Source organism: Bacillus sp. AP50 (assembly GCF_040492675.1).
GTDB lineage: Bacteria > Bacillota > Bacilli > Bacillales > Bacillaceae_G > Bacillus_A > Bacillus_A cereus.
On record NZ_JBEUTW010000159.1, the window covers coordinates 1 to 18,244 of the forward strand.

Below are 18,244 nucleotides of genomic sequence, written 5' to 3' on the forward strand. Positions count from 1 at the left end.
GTTCTATATGCACTATGCATTTTCACGTATAAGGCTACGTAGCTTTTTTGGATGGATGATTATAGGGGTGCTCCTTATAATGATCCCATTAGGTCTAGCAAATGTTTCTGAGAATACGATGGAGGTTATTTCACAAATAACTGTATTTTTTGTATTTCCGTTACTTTGGCTATACGTAAAAACAAATAAAAATAATATTGTATTTAACAGTTTTTTTAATAAGCCAGGACGTTTACCTTGGGGATTAATTATATTAGCAACGATAATGGGGATGATTTTTTCAGTTGGCATATCTCAGATTCAATTTTACATATTAGCACATACGTTACCGAATTTCTTAGTTACTATGCTAGAAGACGGAAATGTTATTAATACGAGTAACGTATATATGACGATATTTACTTTCATTTCAGCATGTGTGTTAGCACCTATTATGGAAGAGGTTATTTTTAGGGGATTTTTCTTACAGCGAATGGCTTATAAATGGGGAATTAAAAAAGCTGTAATTATATCTTCAATTATTTTTGGCTTAGGACATTTTGATGTTATTGGTGCGTTCATGTTTGGTGTCGTTATGTGTCTTTTATACATAAAGACAAAAAATATATGGACGAATATAGCTGTGCACGCTCTAAATAATTTGATTGCAACAAGTATGCAATTTTTCGGTGGAGAAGAAAGTGGTACAATCTCAATTACTGAATTACAAGCGCAAAGTAATTTATGGATTGGTATCGGTCTTACAGTTGTTGGATTACTTTGGTTAATTCCTTATGTTTGGAAACAATGGCGTACAGTAAAAGAAGTTGGCGTGCCACCAGTACGTTTTATAAATGAGCAAAAAGTAGTGAGTTCATCACAAGAAAATGAAGTGTATAGTCAAGTGATCGTAACCGATAGATTGATGGCCATAGAGTTACCAGATGAGGCTGTAAATAAGCTTCGGTTAGAAGAAAATGATTATGTAACAGTATCTGTAGAAGAAGATAAAATCGTTATAAAGAAAGCACATAATAGATAATTAAAAAGTAGCTCCTTAAGAGCTACTTTTTAATTTGTAATAATTTCCACACGAAAATTATTACCGTTCTTTACATATTTAATATCTGTAACAGTGCGGACCGTCTTTAAAATCTCCACTTTTTCACCAATTCGCGGGATGGTCGGAACATTGTCCCAAATACCAAGCAAGTCATCTAATTGTGCCGTTTTTTCATAAAACCAGATTTTCAATGTAAAGCCCCTTTCTCGAACTTTATGTATTTTAATACATAATATATTATTTTTATTCTTGATGTAAGGGGTTTTTTTATATTTTATGAATAAAAATAAATTAATCTTCTGGGAAGATATGTTCAATATCAGGAGTAAGAGATACTTCTGATAATACGATATGAGAAACGGTCGTTGCATATGAAGAAACATCATTGATAAATTCTTCCAGTTCAACGAGTGAAGGAACAGAAATTTTTACAATGTAGCATAAGCTTCCTGTTACTCGGTAACAAAAACTTGCAGATGGATAAGACTGAATAAACTGTTGCATACGTGTTGTATCACCATTTTTTAAAGTGATTTCTAAAATACAATCTAAAACGAGTCCTGCCTTTTTATAATCAATATCGATTGTGTATTTTTGAATAACCCCTTCGCTTTCGAGTTTACGAACACGTTCTGAAGTAGACGGAGCAGATAAGTTTACTCGTTTCGCCAATTCACGCATCGAAAGGCGACTATCATTATATAATTCATTTAAAATTTTTCGATCAACACGGTCTAATTGCATTTGTAAATATACCTCCAGTAAAATAATGATTTTTGTAAAGGGAAAATATAAATTAAGATTCATATGAAATGTAAAGTGAACGTTATTTATTTTACAATAAAACAGAAGGAAATAGGAGGGGAAATGATGGAGAGAATTTCATTATCAAATGTAGGAGATACAAAGTTTCAAAAGTTATTAGGGCATAATTCGGATATATTACATTCGTGGAGTACGTTAGAAGATACACTGTACAATAAAGGAACTCTTTCAGCAGAGTTGAAGGAGCAAGTGAGAAGAACATTAGCGTATGGGAATGAATGTCCGTACTGTATGGCAAAAGGAAGACCTGATGATATGCAAAAGGCAGAGGAGATTGGTGTAGCCGTTACTTTTGCGCATACATTTGTTCATGACCGAAAAGCAATAGATGATACTATGTTTCACGTATTAAAACAATATTGGACAGAAAAAGAAATTGTAGAGCTTTGCGCCTATGTTTGCTTTATTACTGCGTCACAACAACTTGGTTTTCTATTTCAATTACAGCCAAATTAAGGGGGAAATGATGACAAATCAAATAGCACTTATCATAATCGATGTACAAAAGGCATTTCAATTACCAGATTGGGGCGAGAGAAATAATATTTTTGCTGAAGAAAACATGAGAATTTTATTAGAAGAATGGAGAAAAAGGGAACGACCAGTTTTTCATATTCAACATGTAAATAAAGAAAATGCTCAGTCAATGTTTTATGAGAGAGCGGAAACGGTAAACTTTAAAGAAGAAGTGCAACCACTACTTGGTGAAGTGGTTATTCAGAAATTTGTTAACAGCGCGTTCATTGGGACAAATTTAGAAGAGCAATTAAGAAAGAACAAATGTAATGCAGTAGTGGTTGTAGGATTAACGACAAATCATTGCGTGGAAACTACGACACGAATGGCAGGGAATTTAGGATTTACAACATATTTAGTGAGTGATGCAACGGCTACTTTTAACCGTAAAGGTTTAGATGGTAAGGAGTATAGTGCAGAAGATATTCACAGTATGACACTTGTAAATTTACATGAAGAGTTTGCTACGATTGTGACGACAAAAGAAGGTTTAAAATTATTTTAAGAAAATAATTACAAATTATGTAGAAAAAAATAAGAATATTTCGTATAATCTAAGTACAATCATTTTGAAAATAGGGGTGGCATCATATGGAGCAAATTTCAGTAAAGAAATTAGAAGAGGTACTTGTTGTAGCAGGGGATGATAAACAAAAGCAAAAGGAATTTTATGAATTGCTCTTATCTACTGAGTTTTATGTTGCTGGTTCACTAGAAGCAGAGGACGGGGCAACAGAGGGAATACTTCGTTTGCGTCATTTCCAAGGAGAAGGTAGATGGATCGTTCCGTTCTTTACACAAATGGAATTTGTAAAAGATGTGTTGCCAGAAGGAACACCCCTTATTACGATACGTGGGAAAGAGTTATTTGGTAGCATTGAGAAAGATGCTACAGCTGTATTAAATGTTGGTACTGATATAAGTAAAACATTTATTCCAGAAGAAATTGCAGATATCTCATCTGGACGAATTTTTAATTATTATAAGTAAAAGGAAAAGCGTAATCGCTTTTCCTTTTTAATTTGAATATGGAGTGGCTATACCGGAAGAAATAGAGACTGTTTTATTATTCGTGTTTATTGTCGCTGTAGCTCCAAGTGGAATACCGATGTTTGGACTTATATGTCCAATTGGTAAACCGAATAGGACCGGTATATAATATGGTGCGAAATATTCATATAATATTGCTTGCAATGATTGAGATGGCTTTGAAGGAGTGCAGTCGTGACAACTTGTGAAAATAACGCCCCTGCATTCATTAAACTTTCCAGATAAAAGTAGCTGATTTAACATACGGTCAATGCGGTACGGTTCTTCACCAATGTCTTCAAGTAATAAAAGTGTATTGTCCGTATTTATCTCGTAGGGCGAGCCAATTATACTTGTTAACACAGCTAAATTTCCTCCAACTAACGTACCTGTAACTGTACTGTGAGAGCTAGGTACGATACATTCTGATGCAGATAAAATGGTTGAATACGGATGGAATAGTTGATTGAAAGAGGATAAAGATAGGGAATCAATACCTTTTCCTAGTTCTTCAATCATCGGACCATGAAATGTTATAAGCTTTGCATAACGTGAAAAAGCATTATGTAAAGCTGTAATATCACTATACCCCCAAAAGATTTTAGGGTTTTGCCGAATGATTTCATATTGAATGTGAGGGAGGAGACGAGCACTTCCGTAACCACCTCGTGCACAGAAAACGGCCTTCACTTCATTATTTGTAAATGCTTCATGTATATCGTCAAGCCGAACTTGATCACTTCCGGCTAAAAATCCATATTTCTCGTAAACACTCTTCCCGATTATTACGGATAACCCCATCTCTTGTAATACATTCACACCTTTTAATGCATTTTCGATTGTAGGTGGACCAGATGGTGCAATAATCATTACTGTATCACCTTGTTTTAATGCATTTGGATAAATCATTAAGCTCAGCCTCCTTCTCTTTCAATATATTCGCTTCATATGAAGTTCAACCCTTGCAAAAGCAGGGGAAAGCTTATCAAATAAAGAAGATATAAGGGAAATAGGAGGGAAAATGATGTTTACAAGTCGAGTAACAGACATATTAAAAATTGAGTATCCCGTTGTTCAAGCCGGTATGGCAGGCGCGATTACGACGCCAGAACTTGTTGCAGCAGTAAGTAATAGCGGAGGATTAGGGACGCTTGGAGCGGGCTATATGAGCCCAGAACAAATTCGTGAAGCGATTTATAGAATAAGAGAACTAACAGATAAGCCTTTCAGTGTTAATTTACTTGTAACGAAAGAGATACAAATAGAAGAAGAGAAGGTAAATGAGGCGAAAGTATTACTAAGTGGAGTAAATAGAGAATTAGGTATAGAAGTAGAAGGGACGTTAAAACTTCCAAAAAGCTATAAGGAACAATTACAAGTGCTATTAGATGAAAAAGTACCAGTCGTTAGCTTTGCATTTCAAACGTTAGAAAAAGAAGAAATAAATGATTTAAAAAGAAGTGGAATAAAAGTTATCGGAACAGCTACCCATGTGAAGGAAGCGAAAGTACTTGCCGAGCTAGGAGTAGATATTATTGTCGGGCAAGGAAGCGAAGCCGGAGGGCATAGAGGAACGTTTATTGGGAAAGAACGAGATGCTATGATCGGTATTTTTGCGTTAATACCTCAGTTAGTAGGGGCTATTCCGCATATCCCAATTGTCGCAGCAGGTGGTGTAATGAACGGACAAGGGCTTGTTGCGGCATTGGCACTAGGAGCAGAAGGTGTTCAAATGGGATCGGCCTTTTTAACAAGTGAAGAGAGTATTACGCACGATGTGTATAAAGAAGCGGTTTTACATAGTACAGATACGAGCACAACTGTAACTCGTGCGTTTTCCGGGAAATATGCACGGGGTATTCGGAATGAATTTATAGAGAGACATGAAGGAAAAGAAGAAGGGCTTCCGATGTATCCAGTGCAAAACGTATTAACTTCTAAAATACGCAAAGAGGCAGCGAAGCAAAATAAGGAAGAATATATGTCGCTTTGGGCAGGACAGGCAGCATCATTAGCTCGAATCGAATCAGCTCAGCATGTAGTGGAGCGAGTTATGAAAGAAGCAGAGAATGCAATCGAACAATTACAAAATATATACAAAAAGACCACTTGAGTAATTCAAGCGGTCTTTTCACTAGTTTGCTTTATAAAATTGTTGGATGGCTTCGTCGATGTAAACCCAGCCTTTCCAACCTAAGTGCATATGATCTTTTAAGAAGTATTTATCGTATTCATGATTTGAGAAGTCGGCAATTGGATAACCAGCTTTTTCAATTTGCTCATGAACTTTCTTATAGTATGCTTCGCGGCGTTCTTTCGGGAAGCCAGCGTAGTCGTACCAAGGACCTTTGACAGGAACAGAAATGAAGAGTGGTTTTGCACCAGATTGTTTTAATAAATCAAGTACAATTTGTAAATCTTCATATTCTGGCGATTGGTCATAAGCATCATTTTTTAAGTAACCTTCACGTTGCTTTAATTTTTTCTTAATTTTGCTATTGAAGTAACCATCTTCGATACCATATTGATTAGATCCAGATTCTGCTGCACCTGTTTGATCCGCATGTTTACGAGCTTCTTCCCAGTTCATTTGTTTTAATGAAGGATCGAGCTTCTCTTTGTGCGGTTTAATATTAAACATAGCTGTAAATAAATCTTTACGATCTAAAATGTTACGGTAAATATAAGCGAAAGGTTTAGCAGCAAGTGCTTTTACTTTATACTTCGTATCATCATAAGCGATACCTTCAAGCGAGATTTTTAATAAAGTTTCTTTTTTTACAATCTCAAAGTTTAATAAACGCTTTGCAATTTGTTTTTTCATTTCAGGTTTTAAATCATTGTTGAAAATGAAGTGGTAACCTTGTTGTTTTGAAAAGTTAGGTGCAAAGTGCGTTTCATCAATACCTTGTGGTACAAACCATTGCGGAGAAAGAACGAATACCATTTTCTTATCTTTCAATTGATCCATTGTAGATGCAAAGTTTAACACATGTACAAGGTCTTGTGTTCCGCCGCGTCCAAGAAGGAATGGTGTGAACCCTTCAGGCTTTACTTTAAAATAATTAGATGGATGGAAAGCATCCATACGTGCGAATTCCGATGAACCGTACATCGGAAGATATTTTGGATCTGCTAACATCTTTTGCTGTAAAATCATACTTTGAATTTTTTCTTCTTTTAAAGAAGTGGCAGCTTGTTCTACTTTTTCATCACTTAAAAGTGGAAGTAGGAAGCGCGTTGGAATAAGTAAGAATACAGCAAAAAGGGCCAATGCTAAAAGCATCGGACCAAATTTTGCTTTGTTCATCGGATTTCTTCCAACTTTTTAATAACCATGTTTGGTGTAGCCCACTCGTCACGGTCAAAATCAGAAATAGAAACTTCAATATCTAAACGCTCTTGGAATTCAACTAATAAAGATACTACAGCGAAAGAATCAAGGATACCTTCTTCAAATAATTGAACATCTAAGTTTTCTTTCACAATATCGTTTTCACATACTTCTTCTAAAATATCTAATACTTGCTCTTTGAATTCTGCCATTTTTAAAATCTCCTTTATATCCGAAATATATTATATGTGCAACTTCTTAATGGAATAAGAAGGGTGCATTAAAAGTATCTGTTAAGGTGTCCAGAGAAGATTAGGAAACCGAAACATACAATGTGGAACGTAATTACAATCGCAAGGATGCGTGTGAATTTATTGTTTGGCCAAAATTTATGCTTCTTGTTTTTTCGTTCGAAAATATCGAATAAAATAAACAGTGCGGCATGATATAGACCATAAATAATATACTGCGCAACAGCGCTTCCTTGGATATGCCAAATTCCCATAATGAAGAAGTTTAAAAATGCACCGATATACGAAATTGTGTAACGGTTCTTAATTAACTTTTTCTTCGTTGCAAAAAAGACGAAACGCATGTAGATGAAATCACGGAACCAGAATGATAAACTCATGTGCCAGCGGTTCCAGAAGTCTTTAATATTACGACTAAGGAATGGCTTATTAAAGTTTTCTGGCGTTTTAATTCCCATCATATAACTTACACCAATTACAAAAGAGCTATAACCAGCAAAATCAAAGAATAGATATAAGCTATAGCTATACATGTAAATCATATTTGAAAAGATTGTATCGTGTTGAGCGAATGCTGGATCCATACAATATTGCTTTATTAAGTAAGCAATAATAAATTTATACAAGAAACCTTGGAAAATACGATTTAGTCCTGTATATAGTAAATTTTGATATTCTTCAGCGCTAGGTGGCTTTTGAATATCTTTTTGGAATCTACGGTAACGATCGATAGGTCCTGTTGAAATCGCAGGGAAAAATAAAACGAATTCCCAGAAGTTAAAGAAAGAAAGCTCTTTAATTAAACCATCACGAACTTCAAATACCATTTGAACTGCTCTGAATGTTACGTAAGATATACCTAGAAAAACAACAAGTTTTAACTCAGGTAGTAACGATGCAAATGGTGCGATTTTTGCCAAAATAAGAGGCAAAATCGATAAAATAACAGCTATGCAAAATGTGAATGTACTATTATTTTGTTTTCTTAAAATTAAATAGCCTTTAATTAAGGCATATTGCCAAATAATAAATGCGGCTAACATCATTGCTTGCTTTGGTTTATCTGAGAAGATAATAGCAAGCATGACTAATGTTAAAACGGCATTATATTTACGCAACATTTTACCTTTTAATCCAGCTATGATAGTAGGTATTAATAAAATGCCCACTATAGCGAAAAAATAAAATGATCCATATGCGGTCATGCTGTAACCTCACTCAATAATTTTTTGCGATCTACCTTTCCATTTGGTGTCATTGGAATAGAAGATTGATACATGAATTTACGTGGAATCATGTAGTTTGGTAATCGCTCATTGAGTTCTTTTTTGATTGCAGATGTTAATTTAAATTCTTTTTCAAACGAATGCTCTCCAGGAACAACAACCGCTAATAAATAATCGTATTTCTCACCTTTTTTAATTGGAACGATAACTGCTCCTTCTACGTAAGAACACGCACGAAGGTGATGCTCAATTTCTTCTAATTCCATTCGATAACCATGCAACTTAATTTGGAAATCAAGACGACCATTATAGAATAGAAGACCATTTTCAACATAGCCAGCATCGCCTGTTTTATAGGCGCGCTCACCGTCAATCATAGTAAATGCTTTTTCTGTTAATTCAGGGCTTCCTAAATATCCAACGCTTACGCTTGGACCGACAATTACGATTTCACCTTTTTCACCATCAGGTGCAATCGTGCCATCTTCTTTCATAATAAGAAGGCGACAGTCTGATTTACAATAGCCAACTGGAAGTGATTTGTATTGATTAAGCACTTCTTCTGTAACGTGAATACCTGTTACAGCGACAGTAGCTTCTGTTGGACCGTAAGTATTCATAATTGTTGCTTTTGGGAAACGCTCAATTAATTTTCTAGCCACTTCATTTGGTAACACTTCACCGCAGAATAAGAATGTTTTCATGTTCGGTAGCATACTTTCAGAGAAGGATGCTTCCATTAAACACATTTCAGCGAAAGAAGGTGTCGAAGTCCATACTTGAATATCCGATTGCTCTAAAGAAGCAAACAAGTCTTTTGGACGCGCAATCATATCTTTATCGATTGCCCAAAGTGTACCACCTGTTACTAATGATGGGTAAATATCCATTACAGATAAATCGAATGAGAAAGGTGCTTGATTTAAGAATACTTGCCCTGTTTGTAAGTTGAAATCTTCTACAGCCCATTTTGTAAAGCTAACAAGGCAGTTATAAGTAATCTGAACCCCTTTCGGATTACCTGTGCTTCCTGATGTGTAAATAATGTAGAAGTTCTCATCACCTTTTACCGCATGTTCAGGATTTGGAGTGTTCCCTTTATGAGTAAAGAAAATATCTTTTAAGTTGTCTTCACTTACGATGCGAACTGGTAAATCAGTTACAGTTACTGCTGTTGCCGATAAAAGTAATTTCGCACCAGAATTTTCAGCAATACGTTGTACACGATCAGCTGGGATAGATAAATCTACAGGAATGTAAGCATGTCCAGCTTTTACACATCCTAAAAAGTTAACAATCATTTCAGGTTGCATATGGCCATACACCATAATTGGTGAACGATCGTCTGGATACTCAGAAGAAATCCAATGTGCTAACGCATCAGAATCTTCCTTTAATTGTTTGTACGTAATTTTCGCATCTCGCCAAACAAAAGCGGTTTGATCAGGCGTTTCTGCAGCCCACTTTTCAATTTGTTCTAATAACTTCATAACGTTCCCACCCTAGAATTCATTGTAAATAAATGTACTTGTGTTTGTATCATGGAATCCATACAACCAAAGTAATGCAAATAAAATTGCAAGATAATAAACCGTCTTTGCAACCCATTGTGTGAGTGGTCGAGACCATATCTCTTTTAATCTTTCCATGTCTTTCCCTCTCTTAATGAAATAATAGCTCTTTGTAGGTATCATGTCCTACATTATTGTGAAAAAAACAAAATCCCACATTTTAGGTAAAAATAAGTCAAAAGGCTCTTTTTTGATATTAGCACTAAATACTAAAAAAGAAAATCCCTAACTTAGCAATTATATTACATTCAGCATGAATTTGTAATGGGTTTGACATGTAAATAGAAAGTGGATTGTGTGAATACATAAAAGTGGACTATAAGAATACGTAAAAATACAGTATTTGTTTTTATTAATCATTCAAGACGGAGTAAACTTTTAAATTTCTAGTTCTTTTGAAAAGGAGGAAATTATCATGAATAGAGTGTGGAAGAATCTAATTTCGGAAGAAAATATCGTGAAATGGAGAAGGCACTTCCATAAGTATCCGGAATTATCATTTCATGAAAAAGAAACTTCGCAATTTATATATGATACATTATGCTCATTTTCTTCTTTTGAAGTAACGAGACCGACGAAGTATAGTGTACTAGCAATTAAAAGAGGTGTGAAGCAAGGGAAAGTAATTGCGATTCGAGCTGATATAGATGCTTTGCCAATTCAAGAGGAGACAAGTAAATCTTATACATCTGTGAATAAAGGAATGATGCATGCATGTGGGCACGATGCTCACGCAGCTATTTTATTAAGCACAGCAGAGGTGCTATCAAATATAAAGGAAGATTTTGCAGGTGAGATTCGTCTATTCTTTCAGCACGCAGAAGAGGTGTATCCCGGTGGGGGACAAGAAATGGTTGAGGCAGGTGTAATGGACGGTGTTGATTATGTAATAGGTTTACATGTTATGTCTGGATTGGAAAGCGGAAAGGTAGGAATTGCGTATGGGCCGATGATGGCGGCACCAGACGTATTTACAGTTGAAATTCAAGGCAAAGGAGGACATGCGGCGCGGCCAGAAGAAACGATAGACCCTATTGCTATCGGAGCACAGATTATTACAAATTTACAACATATCGTATCAAGAAATACGAGTGCTTTTATGCAAAGGGTTATTTCAGTTACACAATTTCATGGGGGAACGGCTGACAATATTATTCCTAGTACAGCAACTTTAATGGGAACCGTTCGTTCATTTAATCAAGCATTGAGGGTGGAAGCAGAAGGGAAAATCGAGAAAATTGTGAAAGGAATTACAGAAGCACATGGAGGATCGTATACATATACGTATCGATATGGATATGATCCGGTTATTAATGATGAATATATTACGAAAATAGTAGAAGAAAGTGCACTACATTTGTTTGGGAATGAGCGTGTTGTGAAGCTTGAACCTTCTATGGGTGGGGAAGATTTTTCAGCATATTTAAGAAAAGCACCCGGTTGTTTCATTAAATTAGGAACAGGTAATGAAAATATATATACTTGTTATCCACATCATCATCCGAAATTTGATGTGGATGAATCAGCATTAATTTGTGGAGTGGAGCTATTTTTAGAGACGACTATAAGATTACTAAAATCATAGAAAAACAAAAAAAGGCAACTGCACTCTATTGCAGTTGCTTTTATTTCTTTCCGTCAGAGAGGGCTGAGAAAGAACTATGCTCATTCATAGTATATGAATAGCTAACGGACAAGCTTGTACATTTTAATCATTTTTTTAAAAATAGTTGTTGACATTGATAATCAATGTCAATTAATCTAAATGTAGTTAAAATTGATAATTATTATCAATAGGGTGGATGCGACATGTTAATGAGAAAAAATTTTCACCTTCTGCGGAGGGGATTAAAAGATAAAAATAAAGATAAAGATGTTGATCAGCATATGGAATGGCAAAGAAATGTAATTCGGTCTGAATATGTAGATGAGAATAAGAGCATTCAAACAGAAAAAGAGATACAAAGTAAAGGGAGAGGTTCAGTTGAGTAAGTTAGTAATGATTTTTGCAAGTATGAGTGGAAATACCGAGGAAATGGCTGACCACATTGCCGGCGTAATTCGTGAAACAGAAAATGAAATTGAAGTTATTGATATTATGGATTCACCAGAAGCTTCTATATTAGAACAGTATGATGGAATTATTTTAGGTGCATACACTTGGGGAGATGGTGATCTTCCTGATGACTTCTTAGATTTTTATGATGCAATGGATTCTATTGATTTAACTGGGAAAAAAGCGGCAGTATTCGGATCGTGTGATTCGGCTTATCCGAAATACGGAGTGGCAGTTGACATTTTAATAGAAAAGCTACAAGAGCGCGGGGCAGCAGTTGTGTTAGAAGGACTAAAAGTAGAATTAACGCCAGAAGATGAAGATGTAGAAAAATGTTTACAGTTTGGAGCTGAATTTGTAAAACACCTTTCTTAATGGCAGAAGGGAGATGAAGAGCAAGTGCATGAGAAAATCTCAATCAAAACGATGACAGATTATCATTTGTATGATTTTATGCGTTGTCCGCATAAATTTTATTTTCGTCATATAAAAAGAAGAGAACCTTCTTCATTTGAATGGCAACAAATAGCACAAATGATTGTCAATCAAATTATTAACGAGTATTACACGCTACCTGCGGGTCAACAAACGAAAATTGTACTTTTAATATTAATAGAAAAGTATTGGAAAAAAGTAAGGATTAATATGTTTGCTTCGAAGACGGAGTACTATATTGTATTAGCGAAGCTAACGGATCACTTATTACAGTTTGTTGAAAAGGATGATAGTCAGACACCACCATTGTTTTTATACGAGAAGTTTCAAACATATATGGAAGAGTTAGGTGTCCACATGTCATTGACATTTGAAGTTGGTGAGTGGAGTGCTGGGTCGTTTGTAATTAAAAAGTATGTCGTCGATGCGGATGAGGAAATGCTTGCTCTTTGTCAGAAGCTAATGACAGTATTCAGTTATAAAGCTTTCGGCGTTCTTCCAGGAAAGATTGAAGTTATTAATTTAATAGAAGGAACTAAGTATGAGTACATTCCAAAACTGGAAGATATTATAACTGGAATGGCTGATTTATCTAGAATGAAAGAAATGTTGCAACAACCTGAGCATTATACAGAGCGTCATTTTCGTTCTGAGTGTATAAGTTGTGCGTTTCGTAGTGAATGCCAAGGGGAAGAAGTAAAGAAAGAAGCGAAGCAGAAGAAAAATATCGTACATTAAAGGATGCAACTTTGCATCCTTTTTTGTTGTTGACATGAAAAGCTTTTCATCATTTACCGTATATTTGTAGCAGGTTTTAATAAAGGGAGGAATAATCAATGAAAGATGAAACGAAAGTATTTCAATGGTTAAAAGAACAGAATGCTCCTTTTGAAATTCAACTGCAAATTTTACAGGCATTTCAATTGTATAAAGTCATTGTTGAAATGGATAAAAAGTTAATGTTGTATGAGGAGAGAGTATATAGGGAGAGAATGTAATCTCATCCCTGTAATATCGTTTTTAGCTGTTCTGTGCCTGTAATGAATTCGAGTTTATTCTCTGACTCAAAGTTATAAATAATATTATGTAGTAAAGGACTGTATTGATAGAAGATAGTAATGCGATGAATGAGTAATGGATCATGATGAGAAATAAGTGTACTGTACTGTTCATATACAGATGTAGTAAACTCATGTCCGAAATCATAATATAGTCCTGCAAAATCAAAAGCAGGATCGCCAATTTGCGCATCACCAAAATCGATAACACCTGAAATACTTTTGTTATGCTTGTTAAATAAAATGTGATGATGAGTAAAATCAGCGTGAATGATTGTGTTTTGAAAAGTGGATGTAGCTAAACATGCAAAGAAATTTTCAAATAAGCGATTTAAGGCTAGTTTCTGTAATGAAGTAAGGCTAGTAGTGAGATATTGGTTTAATTTTGTTTGTAGCTCTTTCCAGTAGGTACATGTTTTTTCAATAGGGAAACATAGCGTTGTAACTTGGTGTAAAGGAATGCTATGTAGTACCGCAAGGAAAGTAGCTAATTGTGTAATAATTGCTTTCAGCTCTGGATCCTCCAGCGTGGCAACTGTGTCTGTTTTTAATGGTTCACCATGAATGAGAGTATAGTAACTACAAAGAGGAACCTCATCAGATTCATTTTTATAAATTAGGTGATATTGTGGAACTTCGATTTCTTGTAGTGATTGAGTGAGAATTGCGCATAGTTCTTTTTCTAACGGAATTCGCATCGCATATTCCTGTTTTCGCGGGAAACGAAACAATAGCTCATCATTTACTATAACTGCTACATTATCCCATCCTTCTTCATTTTGTTTATATGAATGTATAGAAAGATTAGGCAAAGCTTCTTTTATATAATGTTTGTAAGAGTCCATAATTGTTCCTCGTTTCTAAGTTAAGTTATTCCACTTTATGATATCAGAATTTTCTTTCTATATGTTAAAATATAGCTATCATTATTAAGAAGGGCGGGAGTATTACGAAAAAAAGACTGTTAATCAGTTCTCTATGTATCGCTTTTATATTGTTATGGTCATATAAAGAGGAGGTTTTTGCTACCTTTAAACCGATTGATCAGTACGAGTTAAATAAGGAGTTAAAGAACAAAAGTATAGAAAATTTAACTCATAATGAAATGAAAAAGGTAGGAGAGCATTTTGTGACCGAGCAACTATCAGTGTTTGGGTCTACTAATAAAGAAGATGTGAAACGAAAAGGTGAAGAACTATTTTTAAATAGAGGGTATGAACAATTAATGGGAAATTATTATCCAAATCGTTTTCGAGATTTAGAGTATAAATTTACAAACGAGGAGGTACGTGAAGAGATCGATGAGAGTTTTCTTTATCAAGCTGTAGCGTACGTTGCGGGTACTGAAAATGGTAAGAGAAGTGAAATGAAATTGAATTATGAAGTGAAAATTGTAAAGGTTAATAATATATTTATGGTGCTAGAACAAAAGCAGCGCGTACAATAAAGGAAATTCATTGCTCAATAGAACATTTGGGGGGTGTACTACTTAATGCGGAATAAAAAGGCCCTCAAGGAATAAAGGGCCTTTAAAGATTTTCATTTTGTTGACCAAGTTCTTTTTGAGCAATATATAAATTTCCTTGCTCGACTTGTTTAAGGGTATGAACAGAATCTCCTGCATATCCTTTTTGTGTTTTAACAGTTCTTTTTGAACGATTGGAATCTTGTTTCTTCATATAATAGGCCACCTTTCATCAAAAATAAACGAAAATGATAAGTATGAGTAATACAGCAGCGAAAATGGTAATGCCCATTAAAAACGAAGTGTTTTTATATTTAGGTGGCTTATGTACATCTTGCCGATATCCAGGTGAAATTTCAGGGGCAAATTCTTCATCGAATGATTGCTTTTTTTCTTTGTCGTCCATATGTACCCACCTTTCTTTTTCATTATATTATACGTTACAAGAAAAAATATGCATAAAGAAAACAGCCGCTTTATTATTAGCGGCTGTTTTGTGTTGTATATTTTCGTTGTACTTGAAAGAGACGGATAAGTAGGAAGGCAGCGCCAAATGCTAGACCGATAATAAGACCGATCCAATAGCCTTTTGCGGCCCATTCTGTATACGTTGCTAATATATAACCTAGTGGTAGACCTATTATCCAATAAGCAATTAAAGTCATAATTAGAGCGACATTTACATCTTTATAACCACGCAGAGCTCCTTGTACAGGAGTTGCAATTGCATCTGAAATTTGAAATAAAATCGCAAAGATAAGAAATTCTTTTGCTAAATGATGAACTTTTGCATCTGTCGTATAAATAGAAGCAATTTGATCATCAAAGAAGTAGAGAAGAATCGAATATAATAAAGCAAAGGCAAGGGCTAATCCAATTCCAATCAGTCCGTATTGTTTTGCATTATCGAAACGTTTTGCACCAACTTCGAATCCGACCGCAATAGTCATTGCCATTGCTAAACTTAGCGGAGTCATATATAACAAGGAAGCAAAGTTCATAGCTGCTTGGTGAGCTGCAATAGTTGTCGTACTAAAATTACTCATCATAAGCGTTACCGCAGCGAAAATACTCGTTTCAAAAAAGATAGCAAATCCGATAGGGACGCCAAGCTTTAAGAATGCTGTCCAACTCGAAAGAGAAGGGCGGTATAATTGTTTGAAAATGTTGAAAGAGGCAAAAGGCTCTTTCGTCTGAATAATAATGACTGTAATAATTAAAATGCACCAATATGTTGCAGTGGAAGCAATTGCCGCTCCGACACCACCAAGCTTTGGGAAACCGAAGTTACCAAAGATTAATAAGTAATTTAATATTACGTTAATTGGTAATGATAGTAATGTAATAATCATCGTTGTTCGAGTTTTTCCTAATGCATCAATAAATCCACGTAAAACCGTGTAAGTGAATAAAGGTATAATTCCTATTGCGATAATACTTAAAAATTGAGCTGCAATACGTTCCACAGGTTCTTCTAAGCGCATGCCGTTTAAAATAGGTGAAACGACGAAGAAACCGATGAGGATAACAACGAAGCTAGCACAAATTGCTAAATAAACTGCTTGTATGACAACGTGAGGAACGTCCTCTTTTTTCTTGGACCCAACGAGCTGGGCAACAATGGGAGTCGTGGCCATTAAAATCCCTGTTAACCCAGTACTAACTGGAATCCATATACTTGTTCCAATTGCGACACCTGCTAAATCAGTTGGGCTTGCATGTCCTGACATTGTTGTATCAAAAAAACTCATCGCAAATAATGACATTTGCGTTACGAAAATCGGAAAAAATAGTAATACAAATTGCTTTAACTTTTGTGAGAATGAAGTAGTTTCTTTCATAAAATCCCCTTTCCGTATAAAAAAACAAACTCTTACTATCATACAATTTAATCAAAGATTAGAAAAGAAATACGCGCCTACAACATATGAAGCCAATAAAAAAAGGATGCACTTTGAAAAGGGATAAGGTATTATGATAAGGTGTGAAAAAATTACATATTATTTGTTATTAAGGAGGCACTACTTGTGGCTGATTGGTTAATTGGTTTAATCATGGGTGCTGTTGAAGGGTTAACAGAGTTTCTACCAGTATCATCAACAGGACATATGATTTTAACAGGACATTTAATTGGATTTGACGATGAGAGAGCGAAAGTTTTTGAAGTTGTAATCCAATTGGGATCGATTTTAGCGGTTGTAGTTGTATTTTGGAAACGATTATGGTCGTTAGTTGGAATTGGGAAAGTAAAAGAAGGGCCATCGTTAAATTTATTACATATTATTATTGGGATGATTCCTGCCGGGGTACTCGGTGTATTATTCCATAGTGCAATTAAAAAGGTTTTATTTGGTCCAGGACCAGTTGTCATTAGTTTAGTAGCTGGTGGTATTTTAATGATTGTTGCTGAGAAGTTTTCAAAACCAAGTACAGCAAGAACGTTAGATGAAATCACATATAAGCAAGCATTTACAATTGGAATGTTCCAATGTTTAGCACTTTGGCCAGGATTTTCTCGTTCTGGTTCTACAATAAGTGGTGGTTTATTAGCTCGCGTGTCGCATACAGCGGCAGCTGAATATACGTTCATTTTAGCAGTACCGATGATGGTAGCTGCAACTGGATTAGATTTAATTAAAAGCTGGGATGTATTAAGCTCGGCAGATGTAACGCTATTTGCAACAGGATTTGTAACTGCATTCGTTGTTGCGATGCTTGCAATTGTCTCATTCTTAAAATTATTATCTCGTGTAAAACTAACACCGTTCGCTTATTATCGTTTCATTTTAGCTGCGGTATTCTATTTCTTCATTATGTAAAATAAAAACCTGCCGAGCTCGGCAGGTTTTTATTTTACTAATTTTTCTATCATGTTTTCCATTACATGTTCCCAAAGAGAAGTATCATCAGCTAATGTAGCACGGAAATTAGCATACATTTCTTTTTGTTTTTCTTCGAATGTTGGATCTTCTTTTTCAGGTAATGTAGCGCGCATTGAAGTTACTAATTCTTGTACTTTTGGAGCGCGTGGTCCAAAGACGGCTTGTTCATTTCCATCTTTATCAATGAAAATAAAGATTGGAATCGCACGTGCTGTTCCATTTGTTAAATATTGATCCATTAATTCTAAGTTTTCATCGCGAATTAATAAACGCATATCAATATTTGCAACTTCAGAAATTCGTTTCATAACAGGTACGCATAAAAGAGCATCGCCACACCAATCAGCAGTTAATACGATAACACGCCAGCCATCATTTTGACGTTCTTCTAATACAGGAAGTAATTCATTTGGAATTAAAAAATTATTGTAAATGTGTAGTAGCTCGTATTGGTTTACTTGCATTTCATTCACATATGTATCAAAGGACATACCTTTATCAGCCCATTGTTGTAAGTTCATAATTAACACCTCTTTAGTAAGATTTGCTTTCAT

25 protein-coding genes are annotated in these 18,244 nt (G+C 35.1%); 12 read left to right on the forward strand and 13 right to left on the reverse strand.

All coding sequences use genetic code 11. The features are described 5' to 3' along the window. The first annotated feature begins 7 nt into the window (after positions 1-7). Positions 8-1,021: a CPBP family intramembrane glutamic endopeptidase gene (locus ABWK52_RS13910; RefSeq protein ID WP_000558817.1), complete on the forward strand. Its 1,014-nt coding sequence runs from the start codon at positions 8-10 to the stop codon at positions 1,019-1,021. Between the two features lie 29 nt (positions 1,022-1,050). Here ABWK52_RS13910 and ABWK52_RS13915 read toward each other — a convergent pair whose 3' ends face one another. After that, positions 1,051-1,233, reverse strand: a complete 183-nt coding sequence (locus ABWK52_RS13915) for a DUF3913 family protein (protein ID WP_000707107.1) — start codon at positions 1,231-1,233, stop codon at positions 1,051-1,053. A 100-nt stretch (positions 1,234-1,333) separates the two neighbouring features. After that, positions 1,334-1,786, reverse strand: coding sequence for an Lrp/AsnC family transcriptional regulator (locus tag ABWK52_RS13920; protein WP_001175505.1), 453 nt, complete (start codon positions 1,784-1,786; stop codon positions 1,334-1,336). Between the two features lie 126 nt (positions 1,787-1,912). On the opposite strand from ABWK52_RS13920, the gene ABWK52_RS13925 reads away from it, so the two are divergent. The 3 genes from ABWK52_RS13925 to ABWK52_RS13935 all read left to right on the forward strand — a co-directional run bounded on the left by ABWK52_RS13925 (position 1,913) and on the right by ABWK52_RS13935 (position 3,373). Beyond that, positions 1,913-2,323 (forward strand): carboxymuconolactone decarboxylase family protein, encoded by a 411-nt coding sequence (locus ABWK52_RS13925; RefSeq protein WP_000439753.1) that lies wholly within the window; start codon positions 1,913-1,915, stop codon positions 2,321-2,323. Between the two features lie 10 nt (positions 2,324-2,333). Then, on the forward strand, positions 2,334-2,888 hold the full coding sequence (locus tag ABWK52_RS13930) for a cysteine hydrolase family protein (RefSeq protein WP_141537353.1): 555 nt from the start codon (positions 2,334-2,336) through the stop codon (positions 2,886-2,888). Positions 2,889-2,974: 86 nt separating this feature from the next. Then, positions 2,975-3,373 (forward strand): SseB family protein, encoded by a 399-nt coding sequence (locus ABWK52_RS13935; protein ID WP_000435266.1) that lies wholly within the window; start codon positions 2,975-2,977, stop codon positions 3,371-3,373. 27 nt (positions 3,374-3,400) lie between these two features. Here ABWK52_RS13935 and ABWK52_RS13940 read toward each other — a convergent pair whose 3' ends face one another. Further along, on the reverse strand, positions 3,401-4,321 hold the full coding sequence (locus tag ABWK52_RS13940) for a S66 peptidase family protein (RefSeq protein ID WP_098541380.1): 921 nt from the start codon (positions 4,319-4,321) through the stop codon (positions 3,401-3,403). A 115-nt stretch (positions 4,322-4,436) separates the two neighbouring features. On the opposite strand from ABWK52_RS13940, the gene ABWK52_RS13945 reads away from it, so the two are divergent. Next, a complete protein-coding gene (locus ABWK52_RS13945; protein ID WP_098541382.1) occupies positions 4,437-5,525 on the forward strand; it encodes an NAD(P)H-dependent flavin oxidoreductase in 1,089 nt (362 codons plus the stop codon). Positions 5,526-5,546: 21 nt separating this feature from the next. Here ABWK52_RS13945 and dltD read toward each other — a convergent pair whose 3' ends face one another. The 5 genes from dltD to ABWK52_RS13970 all read right to left on the reverse strand — a co-directional run bounded on the left by dltD (position 5,547) and on the right by ABWK52_RS13970 (position 9,872). Further along, positions 5,547-6,722: a D-alanyl-lipoteichoic acid biosynthesis protein DltD gene (dltD, locus tag ABWK52_RS13950; protein ID WP_001030271.1), complete on the reverse strand. Its 1,176-nt coding sequence runs from the start codon at positions 6,720-6,722 to the stop codon at positions 5,547-5,549. Next, positions 6,719-6,958 carry a D-alanine--poly(phosphoribitol) ligase subunit DltC gene (gene dltC, locus ABWK52_RS13955; protein ID WP_000807310.1) on the reverse strand — a complete coding sequence of 80 codons (240 nt, stop codon included), beginning with the start codon at positions 6,956-6,958 and terminating at the stop codon, positions 6,719-6,721. The genes dltD and dltC overlap by 4 nt, the downstream gene beginning before the upstream one ends. A gap of 68 nt (positions 6,959-7,026) precedes the next feature. After that, positions 7,027-8,202: a D-alanyl-lipoteichoic acid biosynthesis protein DltB gene (dltB, locus tag ABWK52_RS13960; protein ID WP_000127953.1), complete on the reverse strand. Its 1,176-nt coding sequence runs from the start codon at positions 8,200-8,202 to the stop codon at positions 7,027-7,029. Next, on the reverse strand, positions 8,199-9,713 hold the full coding sequence (gene dltA, locus ABWK52_RS13965; RefSeq protein ID WP_000770512.1) for a D-alanine--poly(phosphoribitol) ligase subunit DltA: 1,515 nt from the start codon (positions 9,711-9,713) through the stop codon (positions 8,199-8,201). Before dltA ends, dltB begins: the two co-directional genes overlap by 4 nt. Positions 9,714-9,725: 12 nt before the next feature. Then, complete coding sequence (locus ABWK52_RS13970; protein ID WP_000440293.1) at positions 9,726-9,872, reverse strand: teichoic acid D-Ala incorporation-associated protein DltX; 147 nt, start codon at positions 9,870-9,872, stop codon at positions 9,726-9,728. A 337-nt stretch (positions 9,873-10,209) separates the two neighbouring features. Between ABWK52_RS13970 and amaA the strand changes: the two genes are divergently transcribed. From amaA to ABWK52_RS13995, 5 genes are all read left to right on the forward strand, one after another. After that, a complete protein-coding gene (amaA, locus tag ABWK52_RS13975) occupies positions 10,210-11,379 on the forward strand; it encodes an N-acyl-aliphatic-L-amino acid amidohydrolase (protein ID WP_001082785.1) in 1,170 nt (389 codons plus the stop codon). A gap of 224 nt (positions 11,380-11,603) precedes the next feature. After that, positions 11,604-11,786: a hypothetical protein gene (locus ABWK52_RS13980; RefSeq protein ID WP_000929022.1), complete on the forward strand. Its 183-nt coding sequence runs from the start codon at positions 11,604-11,606 to the stop codon at positions 11,784-11,786. Further along, the gene (locus ABWK52_RS13985; RefSeq protein ID WP_000041153.1) at positions 11,779-12,225 is read left to right on the forward strand and encodes a flavodoxin; all 447 of its coding nucleotides are present in this window, start codon (positions 11,779-11,781) and stop codon (positions 12,223-12,225) included. Before ABWK52_RS13980 ends, ABWK52_RS13985 begins: the two co-directional genes overlap by 8 nt. Positions 12,226-12,249: 24 nt before the next feature. After that, positions 12,250-13,023, forward strand: a complete 774-nt coding sequence (locus ABWK52_RS13990; protein ID WP_098023027.1) for a hypothetical protein — start codon at positions 12,250-12,252, stop codon at positions 13,021-13,023. Between the two features lie 98 nt (positions 13,024-13,121). Continuing rightward, positions 13,122-13,283 carry a hypothetical protein gene (locus ABWK52_RS13995; protein ID WP_000651084.1) on the forward strand — a complete coding sequence of 54 codons (162 nt, stop codon included), beginning with the start codon at positions 13,122-13,124 and terminating at the stop codon, positions 13,281-13,283. A 2-nt stretch (positions 13,284-13,285) separates the two neighbouring features. On the opposite strand, the gene ABWK52_RS14000 is transcribed toward ABWK52_RS13995, so the two are convergent. Beyond that, a complete protein-coding gene (locus ABWK52_RS14000; RefSeq protein ID WP_000378981.1) occupies positions 13,286-14,188 on the reverse strand; it encodes an aminoglycoside phosphotransferase family protein in 903 nt (300 codons plus the stop codon). Between the two features lie 83 nt (positions 14,189-14,271). Between ABWK52_RS14000 and ABWK52_RS14005 the strand changes: the two genes are divergently transcribed. Further along, on the forward strand, positions 14,272-14,790 hold the full coding sequence (locus ABWK52_RS14005; RefSeq protein WP_098541384.1) for a biotin transporter BioY: 519 nt from the start codon (positions 14,272-14,274) through the stop codon (positions 14,788-14,790). Positions 14,791-14,872: 82 nt separating this feature from the next. Here ABWK52_RS14005 and ABWK52_RS14010 read toward each other — a convergent pair whose 3' ends face one another. The 3 genes from ABWK52_RS14010 to ABWK52_RS14020 form a co-directional block, all read right to left on the reverse strand. Then, positions 14,873-15,022 (reverse strand): hypothetical protein, encoded by a 150-nt coding sequence (locus tag ABWK52_RS14010; RefSeq protein ID WP_000743742.1) that lies wholly within the window; start codon positions 15,020-15,022, stop codon positions 14,873-14,875. Positions 15,023-15,040: 18 nt separating this feature from the next. Further along, a complete protein-coding gene (locus tag ABWK52_RS14015; protein ID WP_000341062.1) occupies positions 15,041-15,214 on the reverse strand; it encodes a hypothetical protein in 174 nt (57 codons plus the stop codon). A gap of 76 nt (positions 15,215-15,290) precedes the next feature. Continuing rightward, positions 15,291-16,649: an MATE family efflux transporter gene (locus ABWK52_RS14020; RefSeq protein ID WP_000665550.1), complete on the reverse strand. Its 1,359-nt coding sequence runs from the start codon at positions 16,647-16,649 to the stop codon at positions 15,291-15,293. Positions 16,650-16,835: 186 nt separating this feature from the next. Here ABWK52_RS14020 and uppP point away from each other — a divergent pair, with 186 nt between their 5' ends. Beyond that, positions 16,836-17,627 (forward strand): bacitracin resistance undecaprenyl-diphosphatase, encoded by a 792-nt coding sequence (gene uppP / locus ABWK52_RS14025; RefSeq protein WP_000796258.1) that lies wholly within the window; start codon positions 16,836-16,838, stop codon positions 17,625-17,627. 29 nt (positions 17,628-17,656) lie between these two features. Here the strand turns inward: uppP and ABWK52_RS14030 are convergent. Further along, a partial coding sequence (locus ABWK52_RS14030) for a thioredoxin family protein (protein WP_001999429.1) occupies positions 17,657-18,244 on the reverse strand: 588 nt, incomplete at its 5' end.